Source organism: Pseudonocardia sp. NPDC046786 (assembly GCF_040645415.1).
GTDB classification, from domain to species: Bacteria; Actinomycetota; Actinomycetes; order Mycobacteriales; family Pseudonocardiaceae; genus Pseudonocardia; species Pseudonocardia kongjuensis.
In genome coordinates this window covers 128,708-140,298 of record NZ_JBEYYF010000003.1, presented here as the reverse complement: position 1 = coordinate 140,298, position 11,591 = coordinate 128,708, and the positions used below count along the sequence as shown (strand labels likewise).

Here is an 11,591-nt window from a genome sequence, read left to right as displayed (position 1 = left end):
GCGTCCCGGACGGGCTCCGGCCCGTCGTCAACCGTGGCGAAATCCACCCCGCTCCCGTGACAGCGGCGGGGCGTGACGCGACGGTGTCCGGCACACCGCCGACGCCACGGAGGACGCCATGACAGCGACCGTCGACCACCTCGGGGAGCTGCGCTCACGGATGGCCGGTGAGGTCGTCACCCCGGCCGATCCCGGCTACGACGAGGCCCGCCGGGTGTGGAACGGCTCGATCGACCACCGGCCGGTGGCGATCGCCCGCTGCGCCGGGGTCGAGGACGTCGTCGTCGCCCTCGACCACGCCCGGCGCAACGGGCTGCCGCTGTCGGTGCGGGCCGGCGGACACAGCTCGGCCGGGCTGTCGGTGGGCGACGGGACGCTGGTGATCGACCTGGCCGCGCTGAACGAGGTGGTCGTCGATCCGGCGGCCCGGCGTGCCCGGGTCGGCGGCGGGGCGCTGCTGCGCGACATGGACGCGGCCTGCCAGGAGCACGGGCTCGCCGTCCCCGCCGGGGAGGTCGGGCACACCGGGATCGGCGGCCTCGCGCTCGGCGGCGGGATGGGCTGGCTGACCCGCCGGGCCGGGCTGACCGTCGACCACCTGCTCGGTGCGCAGGTCGTGCTGGCCGACGGGCGGGTGGTCCGCACCTCGGCCGACGAGCTCCCGGACCTGTTCTGGGCGCTGCGCGGCGGCGGCGGGAACTTCGGGATCGTCACCGAGTTCGAGTTCTCGGCGGTGCCGGTCGGGCCGCTGGTGTCGTTCGGCATGACCTTCTTCCGGCTCGACGACGGCGCCGCCGTGCTGCGCCTGGCCCGCGATCTGCTCCCCGGGCTCCCGCCCACCCTCGGGTTCCAGATCATCTGCCTGACGGCGCCGCCCGCCCCGTTCGTGCCCGCGGACGTGCAGGGCTGGACCGGCTGGGCGCTCGTCGTCGTCGGGACCAGCGGTGAGCAGCCGGACCCGGACGCCGACGCCGCCCGCGACCGGATCCTGGCCGCCGCACCCGCCCCGCTGTTCGAGTTCCGCACCCCGATGCCGTTCACCGCGCTGCAGCAGATGTTCGACGAGGCCAACGCCCGGGGCGTGCACTGGTACGAGAAGGGCTGCTACCTGCCCGGGCTCCCGGACCGGGCGATCGAGACGCTGGCCGAGCACGCCCGCCGGAAGGTGTCGCCGCTGTCGCTGGTGCACCTCTACACGCTCGACGGCGCCTACTGCGAGGTGCCCGACGACGCGACGGCCTTCGGCGGCGACCGCACCCCGCGGCTCGGCGCGTTCGTCGTCGGCGCGTCCCCGGACGCCGCCGGGCTGCCCACCGAGACGGCCTGGGTGCGCGACCTGCACGCCGGCCTGCTGCCGCACGCGATCGGCGGCGGCGTCTACGTCAACTCGATGATGGCCGACGACGCCCCGCGCACCCGGGCGACCTACGGCGACCGGTACGACCGGCTGGCCGCGATCAAGGCCGTGTACGACCCGGACAACGTCTTCGCCCGGAACGCGAACATCCCGCCGGTCCGCTGATGCCGGGGGAGGTCACCAGCCGAGCAGGCCCACGGCGAGCGCGTGCAGCAGCCAGAACGGTCCGGACGCGAGCGCCACCAGCAGGCCGGGACCGGCCCCTCGGCGGGCCGGGAACACCAGCACCGCCGCGGTGGCCAGCCACGGCAGCACGAGCGCGAGCCCGCGCAGCGGCCACGAACCCACCCCGGTCACCACGGCCACGAGCAGTGCCACGGCGACCCAGCCGGCCGGCGCGGCGAGGCAGCGGGGGAGTGCCGGGCCGGCACCGGCCGGTGCGGTGGGTGCGGCCGGCTCCGGGGCGGTCCCCGGCGGGTACGGCGGCGCCCCCGGCATCGGCTCGTGCGGGGCCAGCCGGTCGGGGTCCACCCCGGACCAGCCCGGTGCGCCCTGCCAGGGGTCGCGCTCCTCGCCCACCCCCGGACGGTAGCGCTCCCACCCACCGCCCGGGATCCCCGTCGGTACGGCCGGTCGGCATCCGGGCCGTCGGGCCCGCGTTCAGGGCGCGCGCCGGGCCGTCCGGCCGTAGGTGAGCGCGCGCAGCGCCGTCTCGGCCGGTCCGCGCAGACCGGCCCGGTCCGAGGCGGCGGCCACCAGCACCGTCACCACCCACACCCCGATCCCGCACAGGGTCGCCGCCCACACCGGCAGCCCGGACCCGAGCCCGAGCGTCCACGCCGGGAACAGCGCGACGAAGGCGATCGACTGGGCGAGATAGGCCGACAGCGACCGCTGCCCGGTGGCCAGCAGCGCCGCCCCCACCGGCCCCGGCCCGCCGCGCCCGGCCCAGCGGGCCGCGACCAGGCCGGCGGCGGCCGCGTACCCGATCCCGGCGGCGTAGCCGGACAGCGCCTGGACCGGCCCCGCGATCAGCCCGGCGGCCGTGCCCGGCACCCAGATCCCGGCGGCGACCAGCGCCAGCGGGATGCCGCCCAGGATCCCGGCCGCGATCCCGGCGGCGGCGGTGCGGGCCAGCTGCCCGCGGTACCTGACCGGGTCGTCCAGCCAGCCGGCGCGGGCCAGCAGCACGCCGACCGCGACCGCCCCGGCGAGCGCGAGCGCGTTGATCGGGAGGAACCCGAAGAGCCACTCGCCGAACCGCGCGGTCAGGGCCGCCGTGGCCGAATCGGTCACCGTCGACGGCGTGCCGGACGCGACGTCCACGCTGGTCGTCGCGACCGGCAGGTACAGCAGGCAGCTGACCGCGATCGTCCCGGCGGCGGTCCCGGCCAGCGCCGCGGTGCTCCCGCGCACCAGCAGCCCGGCCAGCAGCATCGCCAGCAGGCCGTAGGCGGCGACGATGTCGCCGGACCACAGCAGGATCGCGTGCACCGCACCGATCCCGAACAGCGCCGCACCGCGGCGGCGGGCCAGCGCGACGACCGCCTCCCCGGCGACCTGCCCCGGCCCGGTCCGGCGCCGGGCGAGCACCGCGATGCCGTAGCCGAACAGCACGCCGAACAACGGATAGGCCCGGCCGTCGACCAGCATCAGCTGCACCGCGGCGACCGCGGCGTCGGCACCGGACAGGTCCTGCGGGTAGCCGCGGACGCCGATCCCGCGGTCGTGCACGAAGGTGTGCGCGTTCGCCACCGCGATCAGCAGCAGTGCGGCCCCGCGGGCCAGGTCCGGGGCAGCGGAACGCCTCGCCACCGGGAGTGCACGCACCGAGGCGACGCTACCGGGTGTGGTTCCGGACACCTGGAGCGATCCCTGTGCTCCCCGTCGCGGCGATCCGCGGCGCACAGGGCTAGGGTCCCGCTCGTGTCTGCTACCCCAGTTACCGTCACCGTCACCGGAGCCGCTGGCCAGATCGGTTACGCGCTGCTCTTCCGGATCGCCTCCGGTCAGCTCCTGGGGTCCGACACCCCGGTGAAGCTGAACCTGCTGGAGATCCCGCAGGCCGTCAAGGCCGCCGAGGGCACCGCGATGGAGCTCGACGACTCCGCCTTCGGCCTGCTGCGCGGCATCGACATCTACGACGACGCGAAGGCCGCCTTCGACGGCGCCAACGTCGCGCTGCTGGTCGGTGCCCGCCCGCGTACCAAGGGCATGGAGCGGGGCGACCTGCTCGAGGCCAACGGCGGGATCTTCGGCCCGCAGGGCAAGGCCATCAACGACGGCGCCGCGAGTGACATCCGCGTCCTCGCCGTCGGCAACCCGGCCAACACCAACGCCCTGATCGCCCAGGCCGCCGCGCCGGACGTCCCGGCCGAGCGGTTCACCGCGATGACCCGCCTGGACCACAACCGCGCGCTGGCCCAGCTCGCCAAGAAGCTCGGCGTCCAGCTGGACGAGATCAAGAAGCTCACCATCTGGGGCAACCACTCGGCGACCCAGTACCCGGACCTGTTCCACGCCGAGGTCGGCGGCAAGATCGCCGCCGAGCAGGTCGAGCGGGAGTGGCTGGAGAACGACTTCATCCCGACCGTCGCCAAGCGCGGTGCGGCGATCATCGAGGCGCGCGGTGCCTCCTCCGCCGCGTCGGCCGCGAACGCCGCCATCGACCACGTCCACGACTGGGTCAACGGCACCCCGGCCGGCGACTGGACCTCCGCCGCGATCCCGTCGGACGGCTCCTACGGTGTGCCCGAGGGCCTCATCTCCTCGTTCCCGGTGACCTCCGAGAACGGCGAGTGGAAGATCGTCCAGGGCCTGGAGATCGACGACTTCTCGCGGTCGAAGATCGACGCGAGCGTCGCCGAGCTGGGCGAGGAGCGCGACGCCGTGCAGAAGCTCGGCCTGCTCTGACGCAGACCCCACCGGTCCGACTGCCGTGAGCGCCCGGCAACGCCGCACACCCCTCCGCCCCGCCGCACACCCGTTGCAGCAGGTGTGCGGCGAGGTGCAGGGGTGTGGGGCAACCGGGGGCGCGGGTCAGGTGGGGTTGCGTTGTTGCAGGGCCGATCGGATGAGGGTTCGGGCGGCGTCGCCGGTGGTGGCCTGCGCCCAGATCTGTTCGAAGGCGGCGGCGTAGAGCGCGATCTCCCGTGGCTGGGTGATCGTCAGCTCGGCCGAGACGGTCTCCACGTTGACCGTGCGGTCGTCGAACAGGATGAACTGATTGGTCGGCACCCGGTACGGCGCCGACGCGGGGACGATCCCGACGACGACCCGCGCCGTCGACATGACGGTGAGCAGCCGATCGAGCTGGCCGGCCATCACGTCGTCGTCGCCGACCGTGGTCCGCAGTGCCTGCTCGGCGAGCACGAACACGAAACGGCGGCCGCCGCGGTAGAGCACCTGCTGGCGTTGCATGCGGGTGGCGACCCCGCCGGCGACGTCGTCGGGCACACCGTAGAACTCGATCACCTGCCGGAGGACCGCCTCGGCGTACTCGGCCGTCTGCAGCAACCCCGGGACGAGAACCGGCTCGTACCAGCGCAGCAGCCGGGCGTCACCCTCCCGCTTGAGTGAGGCCGGCTGCCGCCGCCGGGTCCCGGTGCCGAGCGTCCGCCGCCACTCGAGATACATGGCGTCGATGGAGCGCAGGCTCGCGACGAGATCGGCGAGCTCCCGGGACGGCTCCACCGGGAGACCGGCGCGCACATCCATCCGGCACAGCCCCGACCCCGGCCGCGCAGCGCCCGGCTGCGCGCTGCACACCCCTCCGCCCCGCCGCACACCCGTTGCAGCAGGTGTGCGGCGAGGTGGAGGGGTGTGCAGCGGCTGGGGCGGCCCCTGGTTCGCGGCCCTTCGCCCCGGTTCGCACCTGCCGCGGCGGGTGCGTACCGGGGCCAGGGGGTGTGGACGTCAGCCGAGGCGCTTCCCGGTGGCGCCGTCGAACAGGTGGGTGTGGGCCGGGTCCGGGACCAGCCGGAGTTGCGCACCCCGGTCGGGCGGGGTGCGCGGGTCCACCCGGACGACGAGCGGGGTGCCGGATCCGGTGAGGCTGCCGTACACGTAGGCGTCCGCGCCCAGCTCCTCGACGACGTCGACGGTCACCTCCAGCGCGTCGGCCCCGGTGGCCGGGACCAGGTGCTCCGGGCGGATCCCGACGGTCACCGTCGCGGCCGCCCGGACCTCGGTCCCGGCGCGGGCCCCGGTCGGGTCGCCATCGGCCCCGGCACCCGGGCGCGCCCCGGCCCCCCGGCGAGCCCCGGAACCCGACCGCGGCAGCGCGATCCGCACCCCACCGAGCGACACCGCGTCGCCGTCGACCGGGACCGTCACCAGGTTCATCGCGGGCGACCCGACGAACCCGGCGACGAACGCGTTCGCCGGCCGGGCGTACAGCTCCCGCGGGGACGCGCACTGCTGCAGCACCCCGCGGTCCAGCACGGCGACCCGGTCGCCCATGGTCATCGCCTCCACCTGGTCGTGGGTGACGTAGACGGTGGTGATCCCGAGCCTGCGCTGCAGCCCGGCGATCTGGGTGCGCGTCGACACCCGCAGCTTCGCGTCCAGGTTGGACAGCGGCTCGTCCATGCAGAACACGGCCGGTGCCCGGACGATGGCCCGGCCCATCGCCACCCGCTGCCGCTGCCCGCCGGACAGCGCCCGCGGCTTGCGGTCCAGCAGCGGCAGCAGGTCCAGGATCGCCGCGGCCTCGCGCACCCGCCGGTCGATCTCGGCCCGCGGCCGTCCGGCGTTGGTGAGCGCGAAGCCCATGTTCGCCGCGACCGTCATGTGCGGGTAGAGGGCGTAGTTCTGGAACACCATCGCGATGTCCCGGTCCCGCGGCCGGACGTCGGTGACGTCCTCCCCGCCGATCCGCACGGTGCCGGCGTCGACGTCCTCCAGGCCGGCGAGCATCCGCAGCGACGTCGACTTCCCGCAGCCGGACGGGCCGACCAGCACCAGGAACTCGCCGTCGGCGATCTGCAGGTCGAGCCGGTCGACGGCGGGCGCCGCCGCGCCGGGGTGGATCCGGGTGGCGCCCTCGAAGCTGACCGTCGCCATCAGAGGTTCGGGGCCACGTCGGCGTCGTGGATGCCCTGCAGGGTGCCCTTCAGCGTGCTCAGCTCGGCGGCCACGTCGGCGCGCTGGTTCAGGATGTTCGCGCAGGTCCGGGCGATCTCCTGGTCCGCGCCCGGGAAGAACGCCCGGGCCCGGTCCTGGGTGCGGGTGACCTCCAGCTGATCGATCGCGATCCGCCGCAGCGGCGACTCGGCGAGCAGCGCCGAGGTGTCCGAGGAGGTGCGGATCGGCAGGTAGCCGGTCGCCCGGGAGAGCAGCACCGCGTTCTCCGGCGAGGTCAGGAACTTGACGAAGGTGGCCGCCGCGAGCTGCCGTTCCGGCTCGATCCCGGCCGGGATCCCGAGTCCGGCGCCGCCGGTCGGGCAGACCGGCCCGGCGACCGGCCCGGCGGGCAGGAAGCCGGCGCCGAGCTCGAAGTCGGCGGCGTCGAGGATGGTGACCAGGCTGCCGGTCGAACCGACGGTGGCCGACGCCGCACCCGCCGCGAGATCGGTGGTGGACTCGGTGGCCGCGACACCGGCCCAGCCGCCGGTGTACACCGCGTCGGCGAGGAACCGGATCGCCCGCACCGCCTCCGGGGCGTCGCAGGTGACCTCCCAGTCCCGGCTGAAACCGCCGCCCTCGCCCCACAGGTTGTTCTGGAAGGTCCAGCCGGCGTAGTCGGCGAGCGCGGGCAGCTGGAACGCCTTCTGCACCCCGGTGCCGGCGGCCTGCAACCGCGGACCCCACTCGCCCAGCTCGGCCCAGGTCCCGGGGGCCCGGTCGGGCAGCCCGGCGGCCGCCCAGTGCGCCTTGTTGTAGTAGAACAGCGGCGTCGAGCGGGCCCACGGCAGCGCCCACAGCCTGCCGTCGTAGCGGTAGTCCTCGATCAGCTGCTCGCGGTAGTCGGCGGTGTCGATGCCGACCGCGTCGATCGGCGGGTCCATCGGCACGATCGAGCGCTGCATGTAGTAGCGGAACCACCAGACGTCGGACAGTACGACCAGATCGGGCAGCGTGCCGCCGGCCTGCGCGGTCTGGAACCGCTGCGCGATCTCCTCGTAGTTGGTGCCCGCGGTCACCAGGTCGACCCGGATGCCGGGGTGCTCCCGGTGGAACGCCTCGATGATCTGCCGGGAGACGGCCTCCGAGCCGCCCGGGTTGTTCGACCACCAGGTGATCTCGCTCGCCGGCTGCAGCCCCGTGTAGTCGATGTCGGTCGCGGCGGCGTCGTCGCCGCCGGAGGTGGAGGGCCCGCCGCAGGCCGCGAGTGCGGCGGCGGCCCCGGCGATGCCGGCGAACCTCAGGAACGAGCGGCGGTCGACGGACAGGGTCATGTCAGGGTCCTCTTTCCGGGATGACGGGTGGCGACGGGGGAGCGGTTCCGCTCAGTCCTTGACGGCGCCCTGGGTGAGTCCGGCGATGACGTGCCGTTGCAGGGCGATGAAGACGATCAGCACGGGGACGATCACGGCCACCGACCCGGCCATCAGCTGGCCGTAGGCGGCGGCCCGGTTGTCCACGTTGGACAGTAGGGTGAGCCCGACCGGGAGGGTCATCATCTCCGGCCGGGAGATGATCACCAGCGGCCAGAGGTAGTCGTTCCACTCGGACACGATGGTGATCAGCCCGACGGTCGCGACGGTCGGCGCGGACACCGGCAGCACCACCCGGGTGAGCCGCGGCCAGTGCCCGGCGCCGTCGAGCTCGGCGGCCTCGACCAGGCTCGGCGGGATCGTCCGGAAGTGCTGGCGGAGCAGGAACGTGCCGAACGCGGTGCCGAGACCGGGCAGGATGATCCCCCAGTAGGTGTCCGCCCCGCCCAGCGACGTGATCAGCGTGTAGTTCGGCAGCAGCGCGACCTGCGGCGGCACCATCAGCGTCACCAGCAACCCGGCGAAGATCAGGTTCCGGCCGGGGAACCGGACGAACACCAGCCCGTAGGCGGTGCACACGGCCAGCGCCACCTTGATCACCGAGCCGACCGCGGTGACCAGCACCGAGTTCGCGAACACCCGGCCGAACGGGAGCCGCTCGGCCGCCGTCGCGTAGTTCTCCCAGGTCGGGTCGAGCGGCAGCAGCGTCGGGGTCCGGGTGATGATCTCGGGCAGCGGCTTGATCGAGGTCAGCGCCATCCAGACCAGCGGGAACGCCACCACCAGCACCGCGAGCAGCAGCGGCAGGTAGGCGGACAGCGCGGCGTCGAGCAGGCTGCGGGCGGACAGCACCCGGCGCGGTGCGGCGGGGGTGCTCATGCGTAGTGCACCCGCTTCTCCAGCCAGCGCAGCTGCACCATGGTGAACACCACGAGCAGCACGAACAGGATCGTCGAGACCGCCGCCGAGTACCCGGCCCGGTTGTACCCGCCGAACGCCTGCAGGTACGCCTCGTAGATCAGCGTCGTGGTGCCGTTGCCGAGCGGGGTCATGATCCGGATCAGGTCGAACGCCTGCAGCGAGTTCAGCACGCTGGTGACCAGCAGGAAGAACGTCGTCGGCGACAGCAGCGGCAGCACCACCCGGACGAACGCCCGGACCGGTCCTGCGCCGTCCAGCGCGGCCGCCTCCAGCAGGTCGCGCGGGATCGACTGCAGCCCCGCCAGGTAGATCACGGCGGCGTAGCCCATGTTCTTCCAGACGTAGACCACGCAGATCATGACCAGCGACAGCGTGGGGTCGTTGAAGAAGTCCGGGGCGGTGCCGCCCAGGGCGCGCAGCACCGCGCCGAGCACGCCGATCGTCGGGTCGAACACGAACAGCCACACCAGGCCGACGCCGACACCGGACAGCACGTACGGCGAGAACACCGCGGCCCGCGCGAGGCCGGTGCCGGGCACCCGCCGGTTCAGCGCCAGCGCGACGAACAGGCCCAGCACCATCGACCCGCCGACGGTGACGACGGTGAACACCAGCGTCGTCCAGAGGATTGTCCAGGACGACGGCGAGGTCAGGAACCGGACGTAGTTGTCGAGCCCGGCCCAGCTCGCCGTCGGCGACCCGAGTGTCCAGTCGAGCAGCGAGTAGCGGACGTTCTCGATCACCGGCCGGTAGGCGAACACGATGATCAGCGCGACGTTCGGCGCCACCAGCGCCAGGAACACCCAGAAGTCGTGCCGGTCACGCCCGCTGAAGCGGCGCCGGCGCGGCACCGGCCGGTCCCGCGCCGTCACGTCGGAACGGGTGATGGTGGACGTCATCGGACCTCACGGCGGGTCGGGGGACACGGTCGGCGGACCGCGTCCTTGCGACCCCCGTGACCGTGTCAGCCCGATGTGGACGATCGGTGTCGAACGTCCGGCGCCGTGTGGAACGACGTCCCTCGAACGGGTGACCCGCTACCCCGCGATGCGGCAGATCGCGAACGCCTCCGCGGGCACGGTGAACGAGTCGTCGGCGCTGCGGGTCGGCTCCGAGGCGAGCAGGATCCGGGTGATCGTCGCGCCCAGCGACAGCGTGACCGGCTCCGGGCCGAGGTTCACCACGACCCGCATCGAGCCCCGGTTCACCACCAGCGTGCGCGCGTGCGCGTGCACGTCGACGCCGACCGAGTCCAGCCACGGATCGGACAGCTCCGGCCAGGCCCGGCGCAGCGCGATCAGCTCGCGGTGCATCCGCAGCAGGGTGGCGTGCGGCTCCTGCTCGGGTTCGGACCAGTCGAGCGTCGAGTCGGCGAAGGTGGACTCGGCGTTCGGGTCCGGCACCTCGTCGGCGTCGGACCAGCCGTGGTCGGCGAACTCCGCGCGCCGCCCGTCGCGGACCGCCTGCTGCAGGCCGGGATCGGGGAACCGGGAGAAGAACTGCCACGGCGTGCGGGCGCCCCACTCCTCGCCCATGAACAGCATCGGGGTGAACGCCGAGGTGAACAGCAGCGCCGCCCCGCAGGCCAGCAGCCCGGGGGAGAGCGTGTGGGTGAGCCGGTCGCCGGTGGCGCGGTTGCCGATCTGGTCGTGGTTCTGCAGGTAGGTGACGAGCCGGCTGCCCGGGATGCGGGCGGTGTCGATCGGGGCGCCGTGGCTGCGCCCGCGGAACGACGACCAGGTGCCCTCGTGCAGGAACCCGCGGGTCAGCACGTGGGCCAGCCCGTCCAGCCCGGCCTCGGCGAAGTCGCCGTAGTAGCCCTGGCCCTCGCCGGTGAGCACGGCGTGCAGGCAGTGGTGCACGTCGTCGGCCCACTGGGCGTCCAGGCCGTACCCGCCGCCCTCCCGCGCGGTGATCATCCGCGGGTCGTTCAGATCGGACTCGGCGATCAGCGACAGCGGCCGCCCGACGTGCGCCTCCAGCGCGGTGACCTCGATCGCGAGCTGCTCGAGGACGTGCTGGGCGCGGGTGTCGCGCAGCGCGTGCACCGCGTCGATCCGCAGCCCGTCGACGTGGAAGTCGCGCAGCCACATCAGCGCGTTGTCGATCACGAACCGGCGGACCTCGTCGGACCCGGCGCCGTCCAGGTTCAGCGACGGGCCCCAGATGTTCGAGCCGGCGAAGTACGGGCCGAACCGGTCCAGGTAGGCGCCGGACGGGCCGAGGTGGTTGTAGACGACGTCGAGCAGCACGCCGAGCCCGCGGGCGTGGCAGGCGTCGACGAACCGCTTGAACGCCTCCGGACCGCCGTAGTTCTCGGTGACGGCGTACCAGCCGACGCCGTCGTACCCCCAGTTCACCGGGCCGTCGACGGCGTTCACCGGCAGCACCTCGACCAGGTCGACGCCGAGCGAGACGAGATGGTCCAGCCGCCCGATCGCGGTGTCGAAGGTGCCGCCGTCGGTGAAGGTGCCGATGTGGCACTCGTAGAGCACCGCCCCGGCGAGCGCCCGGCCGGTCCAGCCGTCGTCGGTCCACCAGAAGGTGTCGTGCTCGTACACCCGGGAGCGGCCGTGCACCCCGCCCGGCTGCCAGGCCGAACGCGGGTCGGGCAGCGGGGCCGGGTCGTCGTCGACGACGAAGGCGTAGTCGGTGCCGTGCCCGTGGTCGGGCAGCTCGGTCCGCCACCACCCGCCGGGGGCCGGATCCAGCGCGATCCGGTCCTCGCCGATCACGACGCTGACACGGTTCCTGTCGGGGGCCCACACGGCGAACTCCGTCACGGACGCCGATCCTTCCGCACCGGGCCGGGTTCCCGCCCGCCCGGGCCGGGGTGGGGCCCCTCACGCCGCGCCGCGGATCGTTCTACGCTGCAC

General features: G+C 73.8%; 10 protein-coding genes. 2 read left to right on the top strand and 8 right to left on the bottom strand.

Annotation, left to right across the window (positions count from 1 at the left end):
• The first annotated feature begins 118 nt into the window (after positions 1 to 118).
• A complete protein-coding gene (locus ABZ881_RS04530; protein ID WP_358481772.1) occupies positions 119 to 1,522 on the top strand; it encodes an FAD-binding oxidoreductase in 1,404 nt (467 codons plus the stop codon).
• Positions 1,523 to 1,534: 12 nt separating this feature from the next.
• On the opposite strand, the gene ABZ881_RS04525 is transcribed toward ABZ881_RS04530, so the two are convergent.
• Together ABZ881_RS04525 and ABZ881_RS04520 are read right to left on the bottom strand one after the other, a co-directional pair.
• Positions 1,535 to 1,936: a hypothetical protein gene (locus ABZ881_RS04525; protein WP_344018985.1), complete on the bottom strand. Its 402-nt coding sequence runs from the start codon at positions 1,934 to 1,936 to the stop codon at positions 1,535 to 1,537.
• 81 nt (positions 1,937 to 2,017) lie between these two features.
• The gene (locus tag ABZ881_RS04520; RefSeq protein ID WP_358481771.1) at positions 2,018 to 3,187 is read right to left on the bottom strand and encodes a DUF418 domain-containing protein; all 1,170 of its coding nucleotides are present in this window, start codon (positions 3,185 to 3,187) and stop codon (positions 2,018 to 2,020) included.
• A 96-nt stretch (positions 3,188 to 3,283) separates the two neighbouring features.
• On the opposite strand from ABZ881_RS04520, the gene ABZ881_RS04515 reads away from it, so the two are divergent.
• Complete coding sequence (locus tag ABZ881_RS04515; RefSeq protein WP_358481769.1) at positions 3,284 to 4,270, top strand: malate dehydrogenase; 987 nt, start codon at positions 3,284 to 3,286, stop codon at positions 4,268 to 4,270.
• Positions 4,271 to 4,396: 126 nt separating this feature from the next.
• Here the strand turns inward: ABZ881_RS04515 and ABZ881_RS04510 are convergent, their stop codons facing one another.
• The 6 genes from ABZ881_RS04510 to treZ form a co-directional block, all read right to left on the bottom strand.
• Positions 4,397 to 5,074, bottom strand: a complete 678-nt coding sequence (locus ABZ881_RS04510; protein ID WP_358481767.1) for a DUF5753 domain-containing protein — start codon at positions 5,072 to 5,074, stop codon at positions 4,397 to 4,399.
• A gap of 198 nt (positions 5,075 to 5,272) precedes the next feature.
• A complete protein-coding gene (gene ugpC, locus ABZ881_RS04505) occupies positions 5,273 to 6,421 on the bottom strand; it encodes a sn-glycerol-3-phosphate ABC transporter ATP-binding protein UgpC (protein WP_358481766.1) in 1,149 nt (382 codons plus the stop codon).
• Positions 6,421 to 7,755, bottom strand: a complete 1,335-nt coding sequence (locus tag ABZ881_RS04500) for an ABC transporter substrate-binding protein (protein ID WP_358481764.1) — start codon at positions 7,753 to 7,755, stop codon at positions 6,421 to 6,423. The genes ugpC and ABZ881_RS04500 overlap by 1 nt, the downstream gene beginning before the upstream one ends.
• Positions 7,756 to 7,806: 51 nt before the next feature.
• A complete protein-coding gene (locus tag ABZ881_RS04495) occupies positions 7,807 to 8,673 on the bottom strand; it encodes a carbohydrate ABC transporter permease (protein WP_358481763.1) in 867 nt (288 codons plus the stop codon).
• Positions 8,670 to 9,614: a sugar ABC transporter permease gene (locus ABZ881_RS04490; RefSeq protein WP_358481761.1), complete on the bottom strand. Its 945-nt coding sequence runs from the start codon at positions 9,612 to 9,614 to the stop codon at positions 8,670 to 8,672. Before ABZ881_RS04490 ends, ABZ881_RS04495 begins: the two co-directional genes overlap by 4 nt.
• Positions 9,615 to 9,752: 138 nt before the next feature.
• The gene (gene treZ, locus ABZ881_RS04485) at positions 9,753 to 11,498 is read right to left on the bottom strand and encodes a malto-oligosyltrehalose trehalohydrolase (protein WP_344019003.1); all 1,746 of its coding nucleotides are present in this window, start codon (positions 11,496 to 11,498) and stop codon (positions 9,753 to 9,755) included.
• Positions 11,499 to 11,591: the final 93 nt, after the last annotated feature.

Excerpts from the sequence above, each read along its gene's own strand:
- ABZ881_RS04530 (WP_358481772.1), top strand. The coding sequence starts at position 119 with ATGACAGCGACCGTCGACCACCTCGGGGAGCTGCGCTCACGGATGGCC.
- ABZ881_RS04510 (WP_358481767.1), bottom strand. The coding sequence starts at position 5,074 with ATGGATGTGCGCGCCGGTCTCCCGGTGGAGCCGTCCCGGGAGCTCGCC.
- ugpC (WP_358481766.1), bottom strand. The coding sequence starts at position 6,421 with ATGGCGACGGTCAGCTTCGAGGGCGCCACCCGGATCCACCCCGGCGCG.
- ABZ881_RS04500 (WP_358481764.1), bottom strand. The coding sequence starts at position 7,755 with ATGACCCTGTCCGTCGACCGCCGCTCGTTCCTGAGGTTCGCCGGCATC.
- ABZ881_RS04495 (WP_358481763.1), bottom strand. The coding sequence starts at position 8,673 with ATGAGCACCCCCGCCGCACCGCGCCGGGTGCTGTCCGCCCGCAGCCTG.
- ABZ881_RS04490 (WP_358481761.1), bottom strand. The coding sequence starts at position 9,614 with ATGACGTCCACCATCACCCGTTCCGACGTGACGGCGCGGGACCGGCCG.